Genomic DNA, 25,019 nt, shown 5'->3' with positions numbered 1-25,019 from the left:
ACGGACTCTTCTGCAGCCCTGACAATTCCAGATAACAACTAGTTACATATAAACACTGGAGTGCCATGACCCACCAATCCAACCTGAGCTACCGCTTCGAGCCCCTGGCCAGCCAGGACCCGTTCGAGGTGGTCTCGTTCACCCTCGACGAAGCCCTCAGCCGATGATCACCGGGCGCACCTACTGCGGCAACCAGCGGCCGCCCTACGAACTGCCCAAGCACCACACACGCATGACCATCAAGAGCAAGACCCACAAGGGGCAAGGTTTCAACGAGCTGCGCTTCGAGGATGAGTTGGGGCAGGAAGAAGTGTTCATCCATGCGCAGCGGGATCAGAACAATCGGGTAGGCCATGACGAAACGACCTGCGTTGGCCGCAACCGCATCGAACAAGTGGGCAACGATGAGCAAATCAGCATCGGCAACGACCTTCGCCAGGAAACCGGCAATGACCACACCCATGCCGTAGGCCGGGACTGTCGTCTGAAGGTCGGCCAGGACCTGTCCGTACAGGTAAGCAATGATCACAGCGAAACCATAGGGGTGAATCAACACACCCTCGTCGGTGGCAACAGCGAACTGCGGGTGGACGGTCATCAGCGCATTGCCATTGGCCAGGGCCTGGAGCAGCAGACAACGGTCTTTCGACTCACCGCCAGCGAACGTATCGAGCTCATAAGCCCAGGTGCAAGCCTCGTGCTCGACCAGCAGGGCCTTACGCTCAACGGGTTGACGCTCAACTTTCATGGCCCTACCCAAGCAGGGGCCGAAGGCGCCGGAAATGTTACGGCACTGGAGCTCACTGCGAACAACGGCAGTGCCTGTGAGGAAAAGGGCCGATGAACACCACTGACTTGACCCAGTTCGTCATGGATCACCACACCTCGGACCAGTACTGCCACGTGCTGATCGACCCCACTGCGGTGTCCAGCCGAAGTGACCACGCCGTGCTCAAAGGTTTGCGCCAAGGGCTGGGGGCGAAAGCGCTGACGCCAATCTACAGGGCCGACCTCGCCCACGCCCCCGACGCCCATCCGGTCCTGGCCTGCCTGGCGTCTCCAGGAGAACCCCTGCCGGAATCCCTGGTGACCCTGACGGCACGGGCAAGCCTGCGGGATGTTCAGCGACCTGGGCGTCTGGTCTGTGGCTGGCTATTCAGTGACACGCCTGCCGCGGCCCCGGAAGCGATAGACCGTGAATCCCGTACTGGCCCTACAGCAGGAGAACCCATATGAAACCAGTCGTCCTTGTAGGCCACCTGCACGAGTGCCCGCTGCATGGCGCGGGCGTGGTGGAAACCGGCAGTGAAACCTATCACTTCAATGGCAAACCCGTTGCCCGGGTCGGAGACCGTATCAGCTGTGGGGCGCTGATCGAGACAGGGGCCGCGCACTTTCTCATCGATGGCAAGCGCGTTGCACGCCAGGGCGATCGCACCAGTCATGGCGGCACGCTTGTCGAGGGGGACTCTGGGTGGTTTCTCGACTAAAGGGACCAGTCAGCGCCTGTTTCACTGGAGGTTTCGCGACAACCCGTGGATCCGCGACAAGACTCGCAACCACCGCGACACCTTTCTGCAACAGGTCCTGGAGCAGGCCGGTAGCACCTACGACGATGCCTGGCTCGCCGAGATATCCCCTTGGTGTTCGAACCTGCACAGCTGGCGTATGGCTGCAGCGTTTTGTCTTCCTGCAGGCCGGGCAATGCCAGAGCGTAAGCCAGCCTGGGGAGGTTGGCTGGCAGCGCCGACGCCATCGCGGGGCAAGCCCGCTCCCACGCTGGTGTGTGCAGCGCTGGGAGCTGTAGAGCGTCAGCACCGCCAGTGGCGGCATGTTTACCCCATGAACAGCCGGTACGCCGGATTCTCCGTCTCGTCCCAGTACTGATAGCCCATCTCGTCCAGCGCCTGTGGCAACCCGGCCAGTTCGTCGACCGGCACCTCCAGCCCGGCGAACACCCGCGCTTGTGCCGCGCCGTGGTTGCGGTAGTGGAACAGGCTGATGTTCCAGCGCTTGCCCAGGCGCTCGAGGAAGCCCAGCAGCGCCCCAGGACGCTCGGGGAACTCGAAGCGCAGCACCCGCTCGCCGGCCCCCGGCGCCGCGTGGCCGCCGACGGTGTGGCGCACGTGCAGCTTGGCCAGTTCGTTGTCGGTCAGGTCGAGCACCTGGTAGCCCTGCTCGTGCAGGCTGGTTAGCAGTTGCTCCCGTGGGTCGTGCTGGGGGTGGGTCTGCACGCCGACGAACAGGCGCGCCTCCTTGCCCGGGTAGTAGCGGTAGTTGAACTCGGTGATCTGGCGCTTGCCCAGGGCCAGGCAGAAGGCGCGGAAGCTGCCAGGGCGCTCGGGGATGGTCACGGCGATGATCGCCTCGCGCTGCTCGCCCAGCTCGGCGCGCTCGGCCACATGGCGCAGGCGGTCGAAGTTGACGTTGGCACCGGAGTCGATGGCCACCAGGGCCTGGCCCTGCAGGCCCTCGCGGGCCACGTAGCGTTTGATGCCGGCCACGGCCAGGGCGCCGGAGGGCTCGGTGATCGAGCGGGTGTCGTCGTAGATGTCCTTGATCGCCGCGCACAGCTCGTCACTGCTGACCGTCACCACCTCGTCGACGAAGTGGCGGCACAGCTCGAAGCAGTGCGCGCCGATCTGCGCCACCGCCACGCCGTCGGCGAAGGTGCCGACCTGCGGCAGGATCACCCGCTCGCCGGCGGCCATGGCGGCCTGCAGGCAGTTGGAGTCCTCCGGCTCGACGCCGATCACCTTGACCTCGGGGCGCAGGTACTTGACGTAGGCGGCGATGCCGGCGATCAGGCCGCCGCCGCCGACCGGGACGAAGATCGCATGCAGCGGGCCGGGGTGCTGGCGCAGGATCTCCATGGCCACGGTGCCCTGCCCGGCGATGACGTCGGGGTCGTCGAACGGCGGCACGAAGGTCGCGCCGTCGCGATCGGCCAGTTGCAGGGCATGGGCCAGGGCGTGGGGGAAGCTTTCGCCGTGCAGCACCACATGGCCACCCCGTGAACGCACGCCTTCGACCTTGAGCGAGGGGGTGGTGGTGGGCATGACGATGGTGGTCTTGATGCCCAGGTGCGAGCCGGCCAGGGCCACGCCCTGGGCGTGGTTGCCGGCCGACGCGGTGATGACGCCGCGTTCGCGCTGGGCGGGGGTCAGGCGCGACAGCCGGGTGTAGGCGCCACGGATCTTGAAGGAGAACGTCGGTTGCAGGTCTTCGCGCTTGAGCAGGACCTGGTTGCCCAGGCTGGCCGACAGGGCCGGCGCCGCTTGCAAGGGGGTTTCGATGGCCAGGTCGTACACCGGGGCCGAGAGAATCCTGCGCACTTGCTCGGACAGCAGTTGCAGGGGCGTTGCCGGGGTACGCAGGGTGGCGCTGAGGCTGGTCATCGATGACTCCTGGTTTTTTTGTAGTGCCCAGGAGTCAGAGAGAAGAAACCCGCCTCCAGGGCGGGTTCAGTGCATGTGTGCGCTAGCCCGCCAAGCTGATAATGGCGGTAATAATGCTGAGGGCGCGACGCTGCGGGAATAGGTTCATGGGGTGGGAAGCTAGCGTGGGGACAGGCGCAAGTCAAGGACTTCAGCTTTGGCTCAAGCGTGTTGGTTTGAGTGTTTGTATGCGCATTTATTGGCGAGGGTGATCATCAAGGCGGGCCTGGAGATGGCCGGGCTGCCGGTGGGCGAGCCACGGCGGCGGGTGTTCGGGCTGGATACCCAAGGCCGCGACCAGATGAAGACGCTGCTCGACGCCTTGCGTCAGGGCTAGTGTCCTGTCTCGGAAATAAGCTGTTCACTTTTGGCGGCGTCTTGGATGCCCGGCCGGCGTTGCCACTCCTCGCCATAGCCCTGCTATGACTCGTCGCGGCGCCTTGGCCGGACACCCAAGCCACTCGCCAAAAGAGAACGTATTCCCGAGACAGGACACTAGCATCAGCGATGTGCCTGTGGGCGTTCGCTCCCACAGGCCATCTGCACGCTTGAGAACTCAACCCCGAACCCGGAGAATGTACCGACCCAAACGACCAGAAGCCATGGAAAAGGACCTTTCCAGTGAACCAGAAACAACGCGACGCCCTCAGCAAGTTCCTCAGCTACGTACTGCGCCACGCCCCCGAATCCATCGACCTGTCCCTGGACCGCGACGGTTGGGCCGATGTCGACGCGCTGATCCACGGCGCCGGCCGGCAAGGCCATGCCTTCGACCTGCACGCCCTGCGCGAAGTGGTCGAGACCAATGACAAGCGCCGTTTCACCCTCTCCGACGATGGCCGCCGCATCCGCGCCGCCCAGGGCCACAGCAGCGCCCAGGTCGAAGTGCGCCATGTCGCCAAGACGCCACCTGCCCTGCTCTATCACGGCACCGCCAGCCGCTTCCTGGCCTCCATCGAAGCCCAGGGTCTGATCCCTGGCAGCCGCCACCATGTGCACCTGAGCGAGGACCCGCAGACCGCGCTGGCGGTGGGCAAGCGATATGGTCAGCCAGTGCTGCTTAGGGTCGATACCCAGGCCATGTGCGCAGCAGGAACGGTGTTCTATCAAGCCGACAACGGTGTCTGGCTGGTAGACCAGGTGCCCCCGGCCCATCTGTCACGCCAAGCAGAGAAATAAACCCAACCCGTCCCCCTGTAGGAGCGGCCTTGAACTGGCCTAATGATTTTGGACACCTTCATCGGGCGCTATGATGGCGCCCAATTGGAGGCAAAATCAGTGCGTAAATCTTATTCAAGAGAATACAAAGTCCAAGCTGCCGAAATGGTGCTGGATGGTGGGCAGTCAGTTCCTGAGGTCTGTGCAGCCCTTGGGCTGGGCCCTACCGCGCTTCGCCGCTGGGTTGATCAGGTGCGTGAAGAGAGAGCCGGTAAGGTTCCTGCTGGAGCCAAAGCGATCACACCCGAGCAGCAACGAATTGAAGAACTCGAAGCGCTGGTTCGGCAAAAGGATCGGGATATCGAAATCCTAAAAAAGGCCAGTGCTCTCCTGCTTCGGGACTCCAAAGATCGTTCTCGCTGATCAACGAGCTGAGTGAGCAATACCCTGTTGTCGACTGCTGCCGCGTGCTTGGGGTTAAGCGCAGCAGTTTCTATGCGTGGCGCAAACGGCAAGGACGTGAAAACCCGGCAAGAGATGCGCTACGCCTGCTGGTAATCAAGCACTTCAACGCATCGCGAAGTGCTTCTGGCTCGCGAACCCTGGCGCAGGAATTGCGGCACGAAGGCCATGAAATAGGACGATACAAGGTGCGTGCGCTAATGCGTGAAGCTGGCCTGAAGTGCAAACAGCGCAGGCCGCACCGCTATCGGTCATCAGGGGCAGAAGCGTTGATCGCCGAGAATCAGCTGAAGCGCAATTTCAAGGTTTCGGCGATCAATGAGGTTTGGTGTGGCGATGTGACCTATATCCAGGTTGGCAGGCGCTGGCTGTACCTAGCCGCCGTGATTGACCTCTATGCCCGTCGCGTAGTGGGTTGGGCATTCTCGATGATTGCAGATGCCAACTTAGCTTGTAACGCCCTGCGCATGGCCGCTGAATCGCGGGGTAGGCCGGCGGGCGTAATGTTTCATTCAGACCAGGGCTGTCAGTACACCAGCCATAAATTCAGAGCCGCGCTCGATGAGTACAACTTGAACCAGAGCATGAGCCATCGAGGCCAATGCTGGGATAACGCTGCCATGGAGCGATTCTTCGGAGCATTGAAATCAGAATGGGTGCCGGCAGAGGGTTACGAGACCGAAGCGCAGGCACGAGTGGATATCCAGGCTTATCTGATGCGCTACAACCTCAAGCGCCTCCACAGCTACAACGGCTATGAAACGCCAGTAGCCATGGAGGAAAAGCTCAAGGCAGCGGCATGAACCTTAACCGGTGTCCAAAATTACTTGACCAGTTCACCTTGTGTCGCGAAAGGGCCGCAAAGCGGCCCCGGCGATCTTTGCATCAATGCTGAAATCCTGGGGCTGCTTCGCACCCCTTTCGCGGCACAAGGCCGCTCCTACAGGGGAATGTGCAAGCCTGGGACTAATGCGCCATCCCCAGCTCCGCATCATCCATCAGCGCCTTGGCCAAGGCACTGAGGTAATGCGCCGCCCAGACCATCCGCGGGTCTTCATCCATCACCCCGACCAAGGTCAGGTGGCGCACATAGTCCATCAGCTCCGACGCCTGTTCGCGAGCGTGCTGGCAGGGAATGCCGGGCTCGATGCAGAACAGCGGCTGGGCATCCTTGCCCTCGCCCTGATAAAAACGGGTTTTGCCCGGCGTGACCTGGGTCTTGCCATCGTCTGTGGTCATGTTCGATTTCCCTGAAAACGTCGTCGGCTAGTGCAGCGTGCGGGGCTCGCCCGGCACTCGGACCGAGTGCTGCACCTGGGTCAGGGCGGATTCGAGCAACGTGCGCACCGCCTCCATCTCGCGGGCGGCGGCCAGCATTAGGATCGCGCCGGGCGACCAGGGCTTGAGCTGGACGGCCTGGTTGGCCACCGTGAGGGCGCAGAAGGCGTACTCGATGGCGCGTACCAGGGTGTCTTCGAGGAAGTGGGCGTGATCCTGGGAGGAAGGTGGATCGGGGAGAATCTTCAGCATGCTCGTACTCCAACAATGGTTGAGGGTTGAGCTGTCAGCTGAACTGCTGTCAAACAGTCGGGTGGCAGCTGTACGCGGGTTGACAGACCGAGATCGTTGGCACTCGGCGCACACAAGGTGCCCGCACGTACAGCCGCCATTGAGCGTATGCACACGTGGACAACAATCGACGGTCTGTCAAAACCGGCCGCTGAATTGGCAGCGGCAGGCCGAGACTAGAAGGCGAGTTGGCCTGGAGCAAGGGCTGAAAGGCGGTAAAAGTATGCTTCGGAAATGGACTACAAGGAATAAGGAAATTCCGACTCACTGAGGCCAATACTGGCTATCGAAACCCGGAAAAGATGACAGTTTTTGCAGGTCCGCGTGCAAGACACACGTATCGATCCGCCCACTGCGCGGCTCCCTGATCACACCTCCGAGTCGAGCAACTCGCTCGTGCCATAGCTGAAAATGGTCCTGACCTGTCCCCCACGTCGATAGGACAAGGTGAACGCCGTCCAGTGGTCCCCTCGCTGGGCGCCGCTTTGCCGCAGTTGCTTCACCAACTTGAAGATCTCGGCGTTGTTGAAGGCAGTTTTCACGTCCATGACGTCCACACCCTGGTTCTCTGCAGTGAGCTGTGTTTCGACCCAGCCCTCTCCCACTTTGACCTCATACTGAAACGCGTCATAGCCGTCGACAATGCCTTGATCGAGAATCGAGAAAAGCTCTTTAACAATGGATAGATCTTCAGCAATCATCGCTTATTCACCGGTGGCGTATTGGGTTCATTGTCAAACATGCGCGTCATCTTGCGCCCGTTGATGGTGTAGGCCACCTCCAATGCATCCGGCCTTAATTTAAAAAGGGGACATGTAAAAAGGGGACAGATTTATTTTTCACACTCTAAATTTCGACTTGCCCCGCTTCCAGCGCTAGACGTCCTTACTAATATCTTCAGCATCAAGCTTCGTCGCCGTCTTGGCCATGCAAAGGCAGAAATTAGATTAGTAAAAATAAATCCGCCCCCTTTTCTCCGCCCCTTTTCTCTTCTTTTCTCTTTATACCCTATACCCCGCAAGTCTCATGTGCGAAAGCAACATCTCATCAAACATCTCATCAGACACACCCCTCATTGACCTGACACTCTTCCAATTCCAGAAAATCGGAAGAACTTTACTATCCAGGCGATCACACCCCTCAAGAAAAATACCAGCCAAATCATATTTATCCAAGCTTGGATTTTCCTCTAGCACCCTGTTTAGCACAAAGCTTGGCAGCACCCCATCAAGAATTCTCGACAATAAATCGTTATTTCCAGAAAGCGGCATGAATCGCCCCAACCACTGTTTCAACATTTAAAACCACAGGACTACCCCAGTTATCTTTCACCGACTAAGAATTAGCACCTCAAAACACTTCATGCCTAAGCAGCTTAAACCCCGCCTGCCTCATGATTCTCTCCAAAGCAAATGAGCGATCCGTAGCATTAATATAAAGCAGGACCGTATAATCCGGATAATTTTGCTCTACCGCATCACCATCAAAAGGATCAATATTCAGCTTTAGAACAAAATTCTCTGCATCACCCCCACCCAACATATAATAAACACCCCCCTGATAAGAGCTATCTCTTTCCTCTAAAGCTTCCCCCAAGGTTCGTTCTACATTAACTTTTGCCGAGAGAAGACCTAGGTCTTTCGCACCATATAGATCATACGCAACAGTCATTTTGGCAAGCTCACACTCGGCGCACGACTCAAGGCCGCTGCCGCAGAGTCATAAATCATGAAATTAACTTCACGCCCAGCCTGGGCGCTAAGCTTACTCGACAAATCCTTTAGACCAATGAAAAAGGGGGCAGATTTATTTTTCACACTCTAAATTTCGACTTGCCCCGCTTCCAGCGCTAGACGTCCTCACTAATATCTTCAGCATCAAGCTTCGTCGCCTTCTTGGCCATGCAAAGGCAGAAATTAGAGTAGAAAAAATAAATCTGTCCCCTTTTCTCGTCCCCTTTTCTCACTTTTCTGCTCCATCGAACCCACGGCCCGCCATGGCCATCAGGTGCCTTACCTTGGGCACCCACGAACCTGCGGGGGAGTCGCCATACACATCGGTATTGGTGGTTACACGTACCGACGCCATGTCGGCAGGCAGAGTCGGTTCAAGACAGGGGACAGAATCGAAGCCGGAGCAGCCAGCGATTAAGCAGGCCAACAAAAACAGTATGCCGCGTATCATGGGAAATCCTTTTCCACCCTACTTAAAAATCACACCTTAAACCCTGCGCTCAGACTATGGATATATGCCAGCCCGCTCAAGCTCGCAAAACAAAAAAACCATACCCTCCCGTATACTGCATGCATCCTTTCTTATTACAACACCCTTGGTCGTCGACACATTTAAAACAAAAGTATAAATATTACCCCCTCGCTCACCGTCCACCTTAAATATAAAGAACCCTTTATTCTTCACTGCCACCCGCTCAAGAACCTGAACAAAACCCTCAAGCTCGACACAACTCATATTTGGCAAGCCGAAACGAGCCGCATACCTGTCAGAAAGGAGATCGGAAGACATAAACCCAGCACCTCAATGCCTTTGAAATATATTAGATACTCGCAAAATCTGCCATCGCAACCTTGCCTACAACACTCGACCTAAAAAGCGGACAGCATAATACCCCATGCTTAAATTTCAACGCGTGTCGCGTCCAGCGTTCGACGTCCTCGCCAAAGCCTTAAGCACAAGACGTCGCCTTGACCATACACCAGCTGAAGGAGGATCAACTATCAGGAATCTCTATGTGAAATTCATTAGCATGAACCTCCAAAGACATCCATCCAGGTCCAGGCAAAGCGACAATCACCCCCTCAAGAAGGTACTCACCCATCGGTTTATCGGCCATGGCCTTGCATCTAAACTCTTGCACAAACTCATTGCCAGTAGATGTTTTTTTGTCCGAAGCATACTCATACACTACTTGCCTAGAAAAACTAACACCCGAAAACACGAACCAGCATCCTCCCACGTACTCGTGCATCGCATATAAGCTTTCACTTTTACTTTTATACTTGAGCCACTCCCCATCCCTCGCACGAGCACTCAACAACTCCCCCTCGAGCTTCCATTCAATGTACTCAACATCTCTAACGGGGTCATATATATAGTGGACTGGAAAAGCACGCTCAACCTTAGAGCAATCGTCACCTTCGCACTCAACGACCTTGGCACCTAATGCATCCTTTATCAGCTTTGACTTTTTAAGAACCAGTCCTTTCTCGACAAAAATTCGAACTTCCCCTCCATTGACCACGCATTCTCCATACGTGCAATCAAATGTAACCAGAGAATTGAATTCAACTGAAATTATCATTTCATTTTCTCTAAAACGATAGTTTTCATGCTATCTAGATTTGTAATGACACTGCCATCTGTTCGCAAGAATGTTTGCCCTTCAAACCGAGCATCTAGAGCACCCTCTTGGACGACTCGCAATCCTAAAGACTGAAGATCAGCCACACTGGGCAGCTTTCCATAGGGGTTCGCAGCATTTGAATTTATAAAAATCCTGCCACCCGGTTGAACTACCCTCGTCGCCTCAGGCAAATAAACCATCATAGAGAAGGTACCGCCTTCACTTTTCGGTATGAATGGATTGCTGGCGACAATTTCGCCAACCGAGTTGTCTTTGAGAGGTAAATTTCTTGCATCGGCACGCACACCGGACTGAATACCAGCGCTTATATCCATATTAATTGCTCCTGGCGTTTGAGCATTCTTCCCTCCAAACAGTTCAATCGTGGGCTTCGTTACCCCACCTGCTTCTTTTACCCCCTTTTCCGCCTCCTTTTCCGCCTTTTCCGCTCAGCCCCCTTTTGCAGCAATTACCTATATTATTTCTTATCACGCTTCCTCAGAGAGTACTCTTCCACATACTCCTTTGGCGGCAATGCCGTACCAAAAAAATGCAGTTCGCCGGTATCTTTATCAACAAAAATCGGCCCATTCCCAACCAGTTGAAATGAAAAATCACCTGTCTCAACATACTGTTTAGAGTTGAAGCAAAATAGCCACCCATCAGGAAACCCTTCAGAATATGTTATAACCAGCGGCATTGGAGACTTACTCAAATGATTAACAACCATATCCAGGGACTCTTCAAAACTTATCACTAGTTGGTCCTCAAAAACTTAAACGATGTGAACTTACTGAGATCAGCAACCTTGCCTGTCTGCCCATCTAAGAATCTGATAGTACCATTCTGGTTTACGACATTGAACACATGTCCAGGCTGACCAGGTCCATACGACCCATACACAATACCTCGCGCACCTGAGCCAATACCAATCATTTTCTGAGAAATATTATCCGCAGATGAGACCGATACAAATCTTGTACCAAACTGCTTTTCCAGCACTGTAATTGAAACGCCATCTGTTGATTTTATCGGAAGCGCCGAAGCTGGATTTCCAGCCAGAGTTGCATCAGTCGCAATTGAACAATTCACGCAGTTATGAGTTCGACCAGCTTCAGGAAAGCCTGGATTGACATTCTTAATCGAGCCAGCCGTTTCTTCGACCGCGCCACCCGTTCCTTTTGCACCGCTCGCGCCAAACCAGGATTTTATAGACTCGACAAACCCTCTACCACTCCGCGCCACCCCACGCACAAGCCCTGCACCCGAAAGCACCAGGCCAGCCAGCTCAGCCTTCTCGAGCGTATCCAGCCGCTCAGCTTCCGATGCCGTTGGCGTGAACAACGAATCCTTGTCCGGGAACCTTTCTATGAAGGTATCGACCAATTCCACGGCCAGTGGGTTGAGCTTATCCACCCCCTTGCCGTGTTGTGCCATCGATTCGAGGGCATCCACAAGCTCCTGCTGACTCACCTTGCCGCTACCCTCAGGGCAAGCGGTAGGCACCTGAGCGCATGCGTTCAGGATGCCCTTGGCATAGGCCTCACCATTCTTGCGATGCAAGTCATGGTTGTACTGGGTGGCCGACTGCGCGATCTGCACGCCTTTGTCCAGCTCGCCGTTCACCGCCGCCGCCGCCACCAGGCCGGTCAGTTGCGACAACATCAAATGCAAGGGTTCATTGCCCTGCGCAGCCGACGACAGCGCATTGACCATCGCCTCGTTGAGCCCCGCGGCGGCCGCTCCGGTCTTGAAGTCGCCGCCAGTTGCTTCGGCAATCAGACCGCCCACGATGGCGTGGGAGATGACCTTAGGCAAACTACCGCTCTCGAAGCTGAGCGTCTGGTCGCCCACCCACTTGAAGCCAGTGGCCATGGCCACCGTGCTGGCCTCGCCGGCAAGTGAAGCGAGCAGGTTGTCCTTGAGGCTGCCGCCATTGATGGCCGTGGAAATGCTGCTACTGATTACCGCCCGGCCACCGGCGCGGAGCGCGACATCGGATGCATTGCTCCACGTCAGGACATTGTCGGTTGTGGAAGTCGCTGGCAACGCCTTGCCACCCTCGATGCTGACAGCACCTTTGTTGGCTGCATCACTGGCCTTGAACCAGTTTTGATCGGCGTACTGCAGCGCCCCTGCGACCGCCATGGCCGTCGCCGCGCTCTTCAGGCTCTCCTTGCTCAAGGTTTCCTTGAGCGCCGCGCCCAGATCACCTTTGTTGTTGATGGTGCTGACCGCGCCGGTCGTGGCCAGGCTGGTGGCTCCTGCCAAGGGGGCGCCCGTCAGACCGAATCCGACCGGCCCCATGACCGCAGCCATCAGGATCGCAATTGCCAATTGCGCCGCTGGACCCAATCCGGAGTTGGCGTACTTGAAGCTGGTGTGCACCTCCTGGACCTGACGCCAGTCAACGCCGCCTTGCGCTTCCAGGTCCTTTAGCCAGGCCAGCTTGGGATCGGCCTTGACCATTGCATCGATGGACTCGTGCACCGTCTGTTGATTGACCTGGCGAACATCGGCGCGGATATTGCCCACGGCCTTGATCATCACATCGCCTGTGGCCACCAGTTCGCTCTGACGCAAGGTTTCGTCGGTACGTCCCTTGCCCTTCATACTGAACCAGCCGGCGTTGGACTTGCTCTTCTCGTGGCTCTCGTCGTGCAGGTCCTTGACCCCTTCGAAGGTGATGTCACCCCCGCTGTCCAGGGTCAGGTCGTCGCCGCTGGTGAGCTTGGCCACCTGGTAACGCTGGTCGCCGCCACTTTCCAGGGTGAGGTCACCACCGGTGCTGATCTCGCTGCCGACATGGCGCACGTCGGTGACTTCATCGCGGCGGGTCTTCTTCTTGCCCCAGCTGCCCTTGCTCTTCTTGTCGTACAGCGAGTAGTCGCTGTCGGTCTCGGCCAGCAGTTCCAGCTGGTCGCCGGCATAGAGGTAGGCCTCGTCGCCGGCGCTGACGCGACTGGAGATCAGCTTGAGGTCCTCGCCAGCGCTCAGCGAAATGTCGCCTGCGGCATTGACGCGGGTGCCGACCTGGCGGACATGGTCCTCCTGGCGGGTGACTTTCTTGGTCTTGGAGTAGAAGTGTTCCTCATTGGCCGCCGAGGACAGGGTCATGTCGTTGACGGCGCTGATGGCGATGTTGCGCTTGGCATCCAGCTCGCTGCCGATGGCAGCGAAGTCATTCCCGGCCTTCATGCCGATATCGCGCCCGGCACTGATCTGCGAGCCGAACTGCTGCACCGAGCTGCTGCGGTTGTTATGGCCGTTCTGGTAGCTGTAGGTCTGCTCGGCCGAGCCGATCAGCAGGTCGCGACCGGTGCGCACGTCCACGTCGCGGCCGGCCTGGAGCACTCCACCCACGTTCAGGAAATCGCGGCCGATGCCCAGTGACAGGTCATTGCCGGCCTCGATCCGCGCGGCGTTGTCGAGACGCCCTTCGGTAACGAACATGCCACCCAACATCGTCTGGGTGCGCTCGTTGATCAGGTCGCCAAACATCGTGTTGAGGGCAACATCGCGCCCGCTGATGATGCCGCCAGCACCGTTGAACAAGGTGTCGCCTGCCAGCAAGTCGACCCGGCCACCGGCCTGGATCAAGCCGGTATTGACCAGATCCTTGCCGGCGATCGCCGACAGGTTGTTGCTGGCGCGCAGGGTACCGCTGTTCCTCAGGCTTTCGCCGGCGACTAGGTTGATGTCCTTGCCTTCGATCAGCGCCCCGGTCGGCGCCAGTCGATCATTGGCATGGGCCAGGTAGAGCACCGGCACCAGTACCTGCTCGCCCTTCACTTCATGCTTTTCGAGCCAGACGATGTCCTTGGTGAGCGCCGCCACCTGGGCGGAGGTCAGGGTGACGCCCAGCGACAGACCCAACTGCTCGCGGCTGGCCACGGCGTTGTCCATCAGGTGGCGATACAGTGCCTCGTCGGAGGTCTGGCCATCGATGAAACGCTTGCCGGTGCGGGCGGTCACCGCCTGCTGGATCAGTTGCTGCTCGTAATACCCATCGCCCAGGCGTTTCCAGCTCTGGTCCGGGTCGTAGCCGAGGTTGCCGAGCAGGTAGTCCGAACTCATGAACTGCTTGAGATCGGTGAGCACCGGGTCAGTCTCGACCAGGTACTTGTGCGGCTGCGGCGCGCGGCTGTTGGCTGGCAGGCCCTGGACCCGGGCGATGGTCTGCGGACTGACCGCCGTGGCGGCGCTGGACACCGTCTGCGCCGCAGCCATGCGCACGTCCTGCGGCGCCGGCGCGGTGCCTGGCTGGACGATCGGGGTGGCGGTGTTGCGTTCGAGCGGAACGGCGGAGCTGCCGCCGCTGGGGCGGCTGATGTCCAGCGCGGCCAGGCCGGGGCCGCTGACCTGGGTCTGCTCCAGCGGGGTGCCGGCGCCGATCTGGGTGCGGCTCGGCAGGTTGTCCGGGCCCTGGGCCTGGCCCACCGCCGCGACACTGGCCACATCGGCCCGGTTGTCCAGGCCAAGGCCCTGGCGCTGGTTGGCCGCGAGCTGGCGCTCGGTGCCCTGGATGGCGGTGATCGCGGCGATGTCCACCGTGCGCCCCTGGACCACCGGCAACAGTTGCTGGCGCTGGGCCAGGTCGATGCTGGCGCCGCCCAGGGTCCAGTTGCTCGGCGCCGGCGCGGCGGTGCTGGCACCGGCCTGGCTGGCGGCATCGGCGCTCAGGCGGAACAGGCCGGTACCACCGGTGGGCAGAGTGAAGCCGGGCAAGGTCAGCGGGTTGACCTGGCGCTGGGCAAGATCAGGCGGCAACTGTGCGTTGATCTTGACGACATTGTTCCTGACCTGGCTGGCGGCCTGGGTGTCGACGCCATTGAGTGCCAGGCTGGAATAACCGGTGTTGCTGCGAGTCACGCCATTGTTCAGGGTCTTGGTGGCCGTAATCGACACCAGACCTCCCGCCTGGATCACCGCACCGGCGGCAACGCCGGTGTTGATCTGGGTTTCAGTCTTCGATACCTCTTCATAGGCCAGCAGCTGCGCAGGCAAGGCGTAACCGGAATTGGGCCGGTAGTAGGGGTTGGCCTGGCCTGTATCCTGCTCCCCCATGCCGAGGGTCTCTTTAGCGACATCCTCCCGGCCACGACGCTTGTAGATGTATTCGAACTTGGTCTTGGAGTTGTACTTGGCGTATTCGGCGACCGCTCCACCGGTACCAACCAACCCCCTCCAGACCCCGCTTCGCTCACTGTCGTTCGGGTTACGGAACTGGCGTGTACGGATCAGACTCTCGGTCGAGGCGCCCTCGTTGTTGAACGTATCCGCAGCGATGTTGATCGACGTTGCCGCGCTGATCGAACTGTGCTTGTTCTCGAATGCCCCGGCCTGCACGCTCAGCGCGCCGCCGGTACTGATCGATGCCGCAGGCGAATCGCCTGTGGTAATGCGCTCGATCTCCTCGCTCACGTAATAGTAGAGGTCGTAGTATCGACCCTTGCAGTTCAGACACTGGTACTTGATGGTCCCGGAGATCAGCCGCTCGTTGACCGCGAAGTTGTCACGCTTGTTGCTGAAGGTATCGGCATACAATCCCATCGCCCCGTCACTCTGCAGCGTGGCGGAAACGTTCTCGATCAGGCTGGCCCGCCCCTGCGCGGCATTGGCAGCCACCATCAGGCCGCCGAGGCTGTATACGGTGGCGAAGCGGTTGGTGAAGCTGCCGGTCAGCAGACGCATGTCGCCGCCGCTGGAAATCAGGCTCTGGCCAGCGGCGCTGCCTTCGTTGCGCAGTACCTGGCTGACCAGGTCGAGCTTGCCGGCGCTGCCCACGGTGCCGCTGTTGCCGAAACTGCCGGCATTCAGGGTCATGTCGCGACCCGAGGTGATCCGCCCCTGGTTGATGAAGGCGCCGCCACTGCTGACCTGTACATCGCCGGCACCGGCAATGCGCCCGCCGCCCAGTACCTGCACGCCGGCGGCGCTGAGGTTGAGGTTGCCCAAGCTGGTGGCCTGCCCGCTGCCGGCGTACTGGCCGCTCAGGGCCAGGTCGAGCGTGCCGTTGCTGGCAATCAGGCCGTTGTTGGTCCAGTTGCCGCCGCGGCCCACCAGGCTGGTGCTGGCCAGCAACTGGCCGCTGCCGGTCAAGTTCAGTTCACCCACGTTGACGGTCAGGCGCCCGGCCTGGACCGCGCTGCTGTTGGTCCAGCTGGCGGCGTTCAGGGTCAGGCCGCCCAGGGTGACGATGTCGCCGCCGGCATTGCCCAGGTTGGCCATGCCGATCTGCAACTCCCCTGCCCCGCCATGCAGCAGGCGGCCGCTACCGTTGAGGAAACTGGCGGCCTGAAGGGTGAAGTCCTGGCTGGCGACTTCCAGCACGCCATTGCGGTTGTCCAGCACGCCAGCCAGTTGCAGCGTGGTGGTGCCGGCGCTGCCCAGGCTGCGCAACTGGCCGCCCTGGTTGTTCAGGCTGACGGCGCTGAGGCCAATGCGGGTATCGCTCTCGACGATGCCGCCGACGTTGTCGAAGGCGCCACGCAGGATGAAGTCCAGCGCCTGGCCGGCCAGTTGACCACCGGCGCCGTTGTCCAGGTCGGCGGCGTCGATGTTGACCTGGCCCAGGGCGTACAGGCCGCCACCGCGGTTGTTCAGGTTGCCGGTATGGATTTGCAGCGTGCCGGCTTGCGCGGCCAGGCGGCCGCCGCTGTTGTCCAGGCCGCCCAAGGCGATCAGCTTGAGCTGGCGCGCCTGCAGCGTGCCGCCCTGGCCGTTGCGCAGCAGCCCACCGACCTGGGCATCGAGCAGCCCCTGCAGGCTGGCGATGATGCCGCCACGGTTGTCGACGCTGGCCGCCTTGAGCAGCAGGTTGCCGTCCTGGGCGATCAGCTTGCCGCCCTGGTTGTCGACAGCGCCGCTGGTGACGTCGATGGCGCCCTTGGCCTGCACGATGCCCGCCTGGTTGCTCAGGCTGGCGGCTTTCAGGTTGATGGCGCCGGCCTGGCTGTAGAGCAGGCCGTCGCGGTCGTTGTGCAGTGCGCCGGTCAGGTTCAGGCCCAGCGCCTGGTTGGCGGCCAGGGTACCTTTGTCGCTGTTGTCGAGGCTGGCGCCGTTGAGGTCGAGGTAGGTCCGGCTGACCAGGCTGCCGCCCTGGTTGGTGATGGCCGCGCTGCCGCGAATCTGCAGGCCGCTGCTGGCCAGCAGCGTGCCCTGGGCATTGTCGAGCTGGCTGGCAAGGTCGAGGGTCAGCGTGTTCAAGCCGACCAGGGTGCCGCCGCGGTTGTTCAGCGCATTGGCTTGCAGGCTGAACGCGGCACCGGCGTCCACGCGCCCGCCCTGGCTGTTGTCCAGGCTGCCGCCGCGCAGGTCGAGCTGCTGGGCGCCGGTGCTGGCGAGGTAACCGCCACGGTTGTCCAGGCCAGCAGCCTTGATGCGTAGCTGGCCCAGGCTGACCAGTGCCCCCCCGGCACTGTTGTCCAGCGCTCCGGCCAGGGTGATACCCAGGTCGCCGTCGCGGCTGGACAACGTGCCGTTGTTGCGGTTGTCCAGGCTCGCGGCATTGACGGCCAGGCCCTGCCAGCCGGAGACCAGGCCGCCCTGGTTGATCAAGGAAGTGGCGCCCAGGGTCAACTGTTGGCTGCTGATCAGCCGGCCATTGCTGTTGTCCAGCGTGCGCGCGGCGAGGCTGAAGCCCAACGGACTGGAGATCTCGCCCTGACGGTTGTCGAGGTCGCGTAGGTTGCTCAGGGTCAGCTGGCCCTTGGTGTGGATCAGGCCAGCGCGGTTGTCCACGTCGCCGCCGGCGATGCCCAGCAGCAGCGCCAGGCTGCGCTCACCGAGCAGACGACCGCCCTGTTGGCTCAAGCTGTCCGCGCTCACCAGCGCGGCGCCCTTGGCGGAGATTTCACCGCCGGCATTGCGCAAGGCAGCCGCGCCCAAGGTCAGGCTGTCGAGGCTGTTGATCAGCCCGTTGCCGCCATTGTCCAGCGTCCCGGCGCTGGTCAGCGCCAGGTGCGAGGCGGCGAGCAGCTTGCCGCCCTGGTTGTCCAGGCCTTTGCTGGTAACGTTCAACTGCCGGCTGGCGCTGATCTGCCCGCCCTCGCGGTTGATCAACTGACCGTCGATATCCAGGGTCAGGTCGCCACGGCTGGTCACTGCCCCGCCGCTGTTGTCCAGGCGCTGCGCCTGGACCGACAGGCTGGCGGCGGCGATCTGGCCCTTGACGCTGGTCAGGGCGCGTTCGACCACCAGGGTCAGGCCTTGCTGGCCGAGCAGCTTGCCGTTGCTGTTGTCCAGGGTCGTGGCGGCCAGGGCGAAGGCCTTGGCGCTGGAGATCTCGCCGCCGCGGTTGTCGACCTCGGCAAGGCGCTTGAGCAGCAACTGGCCGGGGGTATTGATCAGGCCGCCCTGGTTGTCGAGCTGACCATGGTTCAGGTCCAGCTCCACACCCGCGTCGGAGTACAGGGTACCGCCGTGCTGGCGCAGGCCGTTGACGTTGGCGACCAGCGCCTGCCGGGCGGTGATGCGTCCGCCGCTGTTGTCCAGCAGGCCGGTGTCGATTCGCAGCAAACCGGCGCTGGTCAGCCGCGCGCCGTCCTTGCTGTCGAGGCTGTCACTGGTGATGCGCAGGTCGCCCTTGGCACTGACCAGGCCCGCCTGGCCGTTGTCCAGGTGCGTGCCGCTCAAGGTGATCTTGCCATCGCCCAGCAGCTTGCCGCCCAAGTTGCTCAACGCGCCCTGGCTGGACACGACGAGATCGCCGGCGCTGGACACTTCGCCACCGGCATTGCTGATGCTGGCAGCCGCCATCGACAGCGCGCCCTCGCTGGCAATCGTGCCCTTGTCGTTGTTCAGCGCGGCGCTCAGTTGAGCATCGATACCTTTCTCGGCGCGTATCTCGCCCTGGGCGTTGTCCAGGCGCACCCCACGCAGGGCGAGCCGGTCTTCGCTGGCAATCAGGCCAAGGCGGTTGAGCAGCGTCTGGTGCTCGACCGTCAGTGCCCCCTTGGACTTGACCAGGCCACCGTCGCCGTTGTCCAGGGTCTGGCCTGCGAGATGAACGGCGCCCTGGCCGGAGATTTCGCCGTTGCGGTTGTCCAGGCTGGCGGCCTTGACGTCGAGCAGGCCGGTGGCGGCCAGCAGGCCCTTGGCGCGGTTGTCGACTTTATCGGCGGTCAGGTCCAGCACGCCGCTGGCCTCAACTGTGCCGGCCTGGTTGTCCAGTTCACCCAGTTGCGCGCGCAGGTCGGTCCTGGCCGACAGCTTGCCCTTGCCGTTGAGCACATTGGCCGCCTCGAGCAGCAAGCGGGCCTCGGCCGAGACAATGCCCGCCTGGTTATCGAGGCGACCCTGCACTTTCAGGTCGATATCGCTCAGGCTGTTGAGCGTGCCCTCGGCATTGTTCAGGGCATTGGCGCGCACCAGCAGGTGGCGCGCGCTGATCATGCCGGCGACGTTGTCCAGCTGTCTGGCGATGCGCAGGGTCAGGCCCTGGCTGCCAAGCAGCTTGCCGGCGCTGCTGTTGTCGAGGCTGTCGGCAACCAGTTCGTAGCCCTGGTTGCTGTTGATCTGGCCGCCACGGTTGATGACTTCGCCGAGGTTACGCAGCAGCAACTGGCCTGGGCCACGGATCAGGCCATTGCTGTTGTCCAGCCGGCCATGGTTGAGGTCGAGGCTCAGATCCTCGAGGCTGAACAGTTCGCCGCCCTGTTGGTCGAGGCGGGAAACGCTGGCCAGCACCTGGCGCCCGGCGATGCTGCCGGCGGCCTGGTTGCCCACCGTGGTCGCGACGAGGTCCAGGCGCTGGCCGCTGCTGAGCAGGCCACCCTGGCCGTTCTCCAGGGCGCCGGTGCGCACCGTGCTGTTGCCTTCGGCGGTGATACGGCCCTTGTTGCGGTTGTCCAGGCTGGCGGCGCTCAGTTGCAGTTGGCCGTCGGTCTCCAGGGTACCGCCCTGATTGTCCAGCGCCGTGGCGCTGGTCACGCTCAGGTCGCCCTTGCTGCTGACCTTGCCGCCCTGGTTGAGCAGCGTGACGCCCTCGAAGGTCAGGCTGCCACTGCTGTCGATCAGGCCTTTGTGGTTGTCGATCACGGCATCGCGCAGCGGCTGGCCACGGTCCTCCAGGACAACCAGCAGCGAGCGCCCGGCGCCCAGGCTGCCACCTTGGTTGTCCAGGCGCGCGCCACGCAGCTCGACGTCGCGACCGGAGACCAGGCCCTTGTTCTGGTTGACCAGCCGCGCCACGGTCAGGGCCAGGCGGTTGTCGGCGATCAGCCGGCCGCCTTCGCTGTTGTCCAGTTGCTCGGCCTGCACCAGCACCTGCGCCTGGCTGGCCACCCGGCCGCCTTTGTTATCGATGTCGCCCACCTGCAGGTCGACACCGGCATTGCCAACCACCACGCCACCGACGCGGTTGTCGAGGGCGGTGCCGCGCAGGCTCAGGCTGCCCTCGGCGACCAGTTCGCCGCCCTGCTGGCGCAGGGTGCCGATGCGAGCGTCAAGGTTGGCGCGGCTGGCGATGCGCCCCTTGCCGTTGTCCACTTCGTCGGCCTTCAGGTCCACCGCCGCAGTGGCGCTGAGCAGGCCTTCGCGGTTGTCCAGGTGCCGGCCTTTGAACACCAGGGTGGCGCTGCTGCGCAGCACACCGTTGCGGTTGTCCAGGGCATCGACGAACAGTTGCAGTTGGCGATCGGCGTGCAACACGCCTTTGTGGTTGTCGGTGCTGGCGCTACGCAGGGTCAGCAAGTCCTTGCCGGACACCACCCCGCTGCGGTTGTCCAGGCGACCGAGCAGCAGTTCGATCAGGCCCAGGGCGCGCAGTTCACCGCCCTGGTTGTCGAGCAGGCCGCCGACCTGCGCCTTGATCCGGCCATCGCTGGCCAGGCTGCCACCGCCGCGGTTGTCCAGGCTGGCGGCGGTCACCTGCAGGTCCTTCTGTGACAGCAGCGTGCCGTTGCGGTTGTCCAGCGCTCCCTGCACGGTGAGCAGGGCCGCCTGGTCGCCGATGATGCCGCCGTCACGGTTGTCCAGGCTGCCGGCCTCGATACGGGTGACCGCGCCACTGGACAGCTCACCGCCGACGGTGGCCAGCGCGCCGCTCACTTTTACGCTCAGGCCATGCTCGCCACTGACCGTGGCGTCATGGTTATCCAGGCTGGCCGCACTGACTTCGACCCGACTACCGCTGACCAGGCCATTGACGTTGCGCAGCACCTCGGCGACCCGCACCACCAGTGCCTGGTCACTGCGCACGCTGCCATCACCGTTGTCCAGGCTGGTCGCCGCCAGCTCGAAGGCCTGGCTACTGGAGATTTCGCCACCCCGGTTGTCAACGCTGCTCAAGCGTTTGAGCAGCAACTGCCCGGTGCTGCGGATCAGTCCGCCCTGGCTGTCCAGGTGGCCGCCGGCAAGGTCCAGGGTCAGGTCGCCGTCGCTGGTCAGCTTACCGCCGCCCTGCTGGTCGAGACGCCCGACGTCGACCAGCGAGGCGCCGTGGGCGCCGATGCGGCCATGCTCGCTGTTGTCCAGCTCGCCGGCCTTGAGGGTCAGCGTGTCGCCACTGGTCACGACGCCCTTCTGGCGGTTGACCAAGGTGTCGGCCGTCAGGCGTATCGGGCCCTTGCTGGTGAGCAGGCCCTTGTCGCTGTTGTCCAGGCGCTGGCCGGTGAAGGTGACGGCCTGGCCGCCGTTGACCACGCCGGCGCGATTGTCCAGCTGACGGGCTTGCAGGGCGATGTCGCCCTGGGCGGCCAGACGGCCCAGGCGATTGTCCAGATTGCCGCCGAGCGTCAGCGCCAAGCTCTCACGGGCCTCGATGACACCGCCTTGGTTACCCAGGCTCGCCGCCTGGAAGTCGAGTACCTGCCCGGAGATGCGCCCCTTGGCGTTGTCCAGCGCCTGGGCGATGCGCAGGGTCAGCGACTGCTTCGAGAGCAGCTTGCCATCCTGGTTGTCGAGTGCCTCGGCGGCAAACGTGTAGGTCAGATCGCTGGATATCTCGCCGGCGCGGTTATCGACCCGTACCAATTGCTGCAACAAGAGCTGGCCCGGCGCATTGATCAGGCCGCCCTGGTTGTCAAGCAGACCGTGGTTCAGGTCAAGGAGCAGGTCCGCGCCGCTGAACAGCTGACCGCCGTTGGCCTGGCGCAGGCCTTTGATACGGGCGACCAGCGACTGGCCGGCGTGGATACGCCCGGCGTCGGTGTTGTCCACCTGGCCGGCGCTCAACTCGAGCCCCTGTGCCGCGTATATCTGCCCGCCGGCGTTGACCAGGCCCGCGGTGCCGACCTTTGCCTGGCCCTGGCTGCTGATCTGGCCTTGGTCGTTGGCCAGCGAACCGCTGTCCAGTTGCAACTGCTCGGCGGCCACCACGGTACCACTGCGGTTGTCCATGGCCCCTACGCTGGCAACCGTCAGCTGGCGGTCACCCTGCAGGCGCCCGGCACGGTTGTCGACGCTGCCCGCGCTCAACGTCAGGTCGGCGGCGCTGATCTCGCCACGCTGGTTGTCCAGCGCGCCGTCCAGGCGCAGCCGGGACGCCTCGCGCGCCTTCAGCTTGCCGTCGGTATTGAGCAGATTGCCCGCCTGCAGGTCCAGGCCCTGGGCCGAGACCAAGCCACGGGTGTTGTCCAGCAGCTGGACGACACGCAAGGTCAGCGCCTGCTCGGAAAGCAGCTTGCCGTCCTGGTTGTCGAGGCTGTCTGCAGTCAGGCTGAAGCCCTGCTGGCTGGAGATCTCACCCCGGCGGTTGCCGACGGTGGCCAGGTTGCGCAGCAGCAAGGCACCCGGACTCTGCAGCGTGCCGCCCTCGTTGTTCCAGTGGCCACGAGAGAGATCCAGGGTCAGGCCCTGGGCGGCACTGATGCGCCCCTGGCGATTGTCCAGCCCGGTGCTGGTCAGCAGCAGGCTGCCGTTGCCGGCGATCTGCTCCTCCAGGTTGACCAGGCTGCCAGCCTGCAGCACGAAGGCCTGCTCGGCCAGCAATCGGCCACGGCTGTTGTCCAGCTGGCCGGCGACTGTCATTTGCAGGCCGCCGCGCGCCTGCACGGTGCCGTCCTGGCTGAGCAGGGTCGCGGCGCTCAGGGTCAGCTGGTGGCCGGCGATCAGGCCGGCGGTGTTGGCCAGTTGCCCGGCAATCTGCACCCGCAGGTCATTGCCGCCGAGCAGCTTGCCGGAGGTATTGTCCAGTTGCCGCGCCACCAGCGCATAGGCCTGGCCGGCGGAGATCTCGCCGCCGCGGTTGTCGACGGTCCCCAGGCGTTGCAGGGTCAGTTGGCCTGGGGTGGTGAGCAGGCCGCCCTCGCTGTTGTCCAGATGGCCGTCCGCCATGTCCAGGGTCAGCGCCTTGGCGCCGTGCAACTGGCCCCCGCCGCGCTGGTCGAGCTGGCCCAGGCGCGCCGTGGCCTGGCCATCGCTGGCGATGCGCCCGGCATTGCGGTTGTCGACGCTGGCGGCCTGCAGTTGCAGGTCCTGCCCGGCAGCCAGGGCGCCGGCGCGGTTGTCCAGGCGCCCGGCGACGGTGATGTCCAGCGCCCGCCCGGCGCTCAGCCGGCCGCCTTGGTTGTCCAGCTGGTTGGCGCCCAGCGTGTTGCGCTGCTGCGCCGACAGCTCGCCGCCGCGGTTGTCCAGGGTCTGCGCAGTGATGCGTTGGGCCTGGCCGGCGCTGATCAGGCCGTTCTGGTTGCCCAGGGTCTGTGTCGCCTGCACGGTCTGGTCGCGTCCGGCCAGCACCCTGCCCTGGGCGCTGTTGTCCAGGGCGGCGCTGGTGATCCGGCTGTCCTGCCCGGAACTGAGGGTACCGCTGCGGTTGTCCAGCTGCCCTTGTACCGCTAGGTCCAGGTCGCGGCTGGCGACAATGCTCTTGCCACTGTTGAGCAACTGCCCGCTGGCGATGCTCACGTCACCCTGGGCGTTGCGGCTGCCATCGGCATTTACGCCGGCCTCGATCACGCCCTGGTTGGCCAGTGTACCTGTGGCCTGGACGCTGATTCGGTTGCCGGCAGTGATCGCCTGGCGAGAGGTCAGGTCGGCACTGCTGCGCACCTCGACCTGGCTGGCGCCATGCACCGGCCCTTGCAGGTCGACGCCGGCGGCCTGCAGCCTGACAGCGCCACTGGCGCTGGCCTGGGCCAGGCTCAGCTGACCATTGGCGTCCAGGCGGATATCGCCGCCACTGGCCGCCACGTCCCCGGCCAGGCGCACACCGACGCCCGCCTCGGTACCTACCAGGCGAATGGCGCCGGCGTACATGCCACCCAGGGCGCTGGAGTCGATGGCCAGGGCCGGCGCATCGGCCGCGTTGCCAGCGCGCGGTGTCGTGGCCAGGGTCTGGGCGTCGACATCGTTGCGCCCGGTGATGACGTTCAGTTCACGGGCGCGCAACTGCGCGTTCAGGCGTGCCGAGCGGGTGATGATGTCGAAGCGTTCGACGTTGTCGGCATTGAGCCCCGCGCCCTCCAGGGCCACGCTGCCGCCATCGACTTGGTAGCCGCTGAGCGCGCCACGGCCATCGAGCACCGGCTTGCCGGTGCTCAGGGTCACTTGCGGCGTGTTGATGAAGCCGCAGCCATCGCAGGTGATGCCGTGGGGGTTGGCGACGATGACCTTGGCCGCATGCCCGGCCACTTCGGTATAGCCGCGCAGCTGGCTGGCGTTGGCGCCGTTGACTTCGTTGAGGATGACATTGGCCGCCGCCCCTTGCAGGTTCGGGTTGCCGACGATGATCCCGCCCAGCTGGGTGGCCTGGGTGCGCTCGGTGGCGTTGTTGAGGATCAGCCCCTGCTGGCCGACGTTGTAGTCACTGAACTGGTTGTGCGACAGCCCGCTGCCGTTGGGCGCGGCGATGTTGATGATCGGCACGCCGTTGCCCGCCTGGCCGAGGCTGGTGCCTGGTCCGCTGACCACCACGCCTTCGGCTGCCTGCGCCCACAGCGGCTGCCAGAACATGGCGTTGGCCAGCAGGAAGGCCAGGCCACGCTTGGGCAGCCCGCAAAAGCGCTCACGGGGCTGAATTTCGGCCGAGCGTTGGCGGGCCAGGAAGGCAAACAGGCGAACGTCCATGTCAGGTCTCGTGAATCAGGCGG

General features: G+C 62.3%; 15 protein-coding genes and 1 pseudogene. 7 read left to right on the top strand and 9 right to left on the bottom strand.

Annotated features, from left to right (window positions below):
- Positions 1–157: 157 nt before the first annotated feature.
- The 3 genes and pseudogenes from ACZ899_RS05240 to ACZ899_RS05230 all read left to right on the top strand — a co-directional run.
- A pseudogene (locus ACZ899_RS05240) lies at positions 158–844 on the top strand (bacteriophage T4 gp5 trimerisation domain-containing protein); the annotation flags it as partial.
- Positions 841–1,236, top strand: a complete 396-nt coding sequence (locus ACZ899_RS05235) for a hypothetical protein (protein ID WP_234561463.1) — start codon at positions 841–843, stop codon at positions 1,234–1,236. The pseudogene ACZ899_RS05240 and the gene ACZ899_RS05235, both read left to right, overlap by 4 nt.
- A complete protein-coding gene (locus tag ACZ899_RS05230) occupies positions 1,233–1,490 on the top strand; it encodes a PAAR domain-containing protein (RefSeq protein ID WP_050705508.1) in 258 nt (85 codons plus the stop codon). Before ACZ899_RS05235 ends, ACZ899_RS05230 begins: the two co-directional genes overlap by 4 nt.
- A 345-nt stretch (positions 1,491–1,835) precedes the next feature.
- Here the strand turns inward: ACZ899_RS05230 and ilvA are convergent, their stop codons facing one another.
- Positions 1,836–3,398, bottom strand: a complete 1,563-nt coding sequence (gene ilvA / locus ACZ899_RS05225; protein WP_234561462.1) for a threonine ammonia-lyase, biosynthetic — start codon at positions 3,396–3,398, stop codon at positions 1,836–1,838.
- A gap of 238 nt (positions 3,399–3,636) precedes the next feature.
- Between ilvA and ACZ899_RS05220 the strand changes: the two genes are divergently transcribed.
- From ACZ899_RS05220 to ACZ899_RS05205, 4 genes are all read left to right on the top strand, one after another.
- Positions 3,637–3,774: a hypothetical protein gene (locus ACZ899_RS05220; protein WP_234561461.1), complete on the top strand. Its 138-nt coding sequence runs from the start codon at positions 3,637–3,639 to the stop codon at positions 3,772–3,774.
- Positions 3,775–4,058: 284 nt separating this feature from the next.
- A complete protein-coding gene (locus tag ACZ899_RS05215) occupies positions 4,059–4,616 on the top strand; it encodes an RNA 2'-phosphotransferase (RefSeq protein ID WP_110739565.1) in 558 nt (185 codons plus the stop codon).
- Between the two features lie 42 nt (positions 4,617–4,658).
- The gene (locus ACZ899_RS05210; RefSeq protein WP_075043813.1) at positions 4,659–5,018 is read left to right on the top strand and encodes a transposase; all 360 of its coding nucleotides are present in this window, start codon (positions 4,659–4,661) and stop codon (positions 5,016–5,018) included.
- A complete protein-coding gene (locus ACZ899_RS05205) occupies positions 5,015–5,860 on the top strand; it encodes an IS3 family transposase (RefSeq protein ID WP_324256565.1) in 846 nt (281 codons plus the stop codon). The genes ACZ899_RS05210 and ACZ899_RS05205 overlap by 4 nt, the downstream gene beginning before the upstream one ends.
- Positions 5,861–6,023: 163 nt before the next feature.
- Here ACZ899_RS05205 and ACZ899_RS05200 read toward each other — a convergent pair whose 3' ends face one another.
- The 8 genes from ACZ899_RS05200 to ACZ899_RS05165 all read right to left on the bottom strand — a co-directional run bounded on the left by ACZ899_RS05200 (position 6,024) and on the right by ACZ899_RS05165 (position 24,996).
- Positions 6,024–6,296, bottom strand: coding sequence for a DUF3077 domain-containing protein (locus ACZ899_RS05200; RefSeq protein WP_028691523.1), 273 nt, complete (start codon positions 6,294–6,296; stop codon positions 6,024–6,026).
- Between the two features lie 27 nt (positions 6,297–6,323).
- Positions 6,324–6,587: a hypothetical protein gene (locus ACZ899_RS05195; RefSeq protein WP_234562924.1), complete on the bottom strand. Its 264-nt coding sequence runs from the start codon at positions 6,585–6,587 to the stop codon at positions 6,324–6,326.
- 407 nt (positions 6,588–6,994) lie between these two features.
- Entirely contained in the window at positions 6,995–7,327 is a 333-nt protein-coding gene (locus ACZ899_RS05190) for a hypothetical protein (protein ID WP_186716257.1), read from the bottom strand.
- A gap of 649 nt (positions 7,328–7,976) precedes the next feature.
- Positions 7,977–8,297 carry a hypothetical protein gene (locus ACZ899_RS05185; protein ID WP_234562923.1) on the bottom strand — a complete coding sequence of 107 codons (321 nt, stop codon included), beginning with the start codon at positions 8,295–8,297 and terminating at the stop codon, positions 7,977–7,979.
- 1,057 nt (positions 8,298–9,354) lie between these two features.
- Positions 9,355–9,945 carry a hypothetical protein gene (locus ACZ899_RS05180; RefSeq protein WP_186716260.1) on the bottom strand — a complete coding sequence of 197 codons (591 nt, stop codon included), beginning with the start codon at positions 9,943–9,945 and terminating at the stop codon, positions 9,355–9,357.
- A complete protein-coding gene (locus ACZ899_RS05175; protein ID WP_234562922.1) occupies positions 9,942–10,322 on the bottom strand; it encodes a class I SAM-dependent methyltransferase in 381 nt (126 codons plus the stop codon). Before ACZ899_RS05175 ends, ACZ899_RS05180 begins: the two co-directional genes overlap by 4 nt.
- 143 nt (positions 10,323–10,465) lie before the next feature.
- A complete protein-coding gene (locus ACZ899_RS05170; protein ID WP_234562921.1) occupies positions 10,466–10,744 on the bottom strand; it encodes a YrhB domain-containing protein in 279 nt (92 codons plus the stop codon).
- The gene (locus tag ACZ899_RS05165) at positions 10,744–24,996 is read right to left on the bottom strand and encodes a two-partner secretion domain-containing protein (RefSeq protein ID WP_234562920.1); all 14,253 of its coding nucleotides are present in this window, start codon (positions 24,994–24,996) and stop codon (positions 10,744–10,746) included. The genes ACZ899_RS05170 and ACZ899_RS05165 overlap by 1 nt, the downstream gene beginning before the upstream one ends.
- Positions 24,997–25,019 lie beyond the last annotated feature (23 nt).

This window comes from Pseudomonas sp. TE31087, assembly GCF_057284075.1.
This window is presented reverse-complemented; position numbering and strand designations above follow the sequence as displayed.

What these genes read in the sequence shown, in the direction of transcription:
- ACZ899_RS05195 (WP_234562924.1), bottom strand. Translation starts at nt 6,587, where the DNA reads ATGCTGAAGATTCTCCCCGATCCACCTTCCTCCCAGGATCACGCCCAC.
- ilvA (WP_234561462.1), bottom strand. Translation starts at nt 3,398, where the DNA reads ATGACCAGCCTCAGCGCCACCCTGCGTACCCCGGCAACGCCCCTGCAA.
- ACZ899_RS05230 (WP_050705508.1), top strand. Translation starts at nt 1,233, where the DNA reads ATGAAACCAGTCGTCCTTGTAGGCCACCTGCACGAGTGCCCGCTGCAT.
- ACZ899_RS05210 (WP_075043813.1), top strand. Translation starts at nt 4,659, where the DNA reads ATGATTTTGGACACCTTCATCGGGCGCTATGATGGCGCCCAATTGGAG.
- ACZ899_RS05185 (WP_234562923.1), bottom strand. Translation starts at nt 8,297, where the DNA reads ATGACTGTTGCGTATGATCTATATGGTGCGAAAGACCTAGGTCTTCTC.
- ACZ899_RS05180 (WP_186716260.1), bottom strand. Translation starts at nt 9,945, where the DNA reads ATGATAATTTCAGTTGAATTCAATTCTCTGGTTACATTTGATTGCACG.
- ACZ899_RS05190 (WP_186716257.1), bottom strand. Translation starts at nt 7,327, where the DNA reads ATGATTGCTGAAGATCTATCCATTGTTAAAGAGCTTTTCTCGATTCTC.
- ACZ899_RS05165 (WP_234562920.1), bottom strand. Translation starts at nt 24,996, where the DNA reads ATGGACGTTCGCCTGTTTGCCTTCCTGGCCCGCCAACGCTCGGCCGAA.
- ACZ899_RS05175 (WP_234562922.1), bottom strand. Translation starts at nt 10,322, where the DNA reads ATGGATATAAGCGCTGGTATTCAGTCCGGTGTGCGTGCCGATGCAAGA.
- ACZ899_RS05235 (WP_234561463.1), top strand. Translation starts at nt 841, where the DNA reads ATGAACACCACTGACTTGACCCAGTTCGTCATGGATCACCACACCTCG.
- ACZ899_RS05200 (WP_028691523.1), bottom strand. Translation starts at nt 6,296, where the DNA reads ATGACCACAGACGATGGCAAGACCCAGGTCACGCCGGGCAAAACCCGT.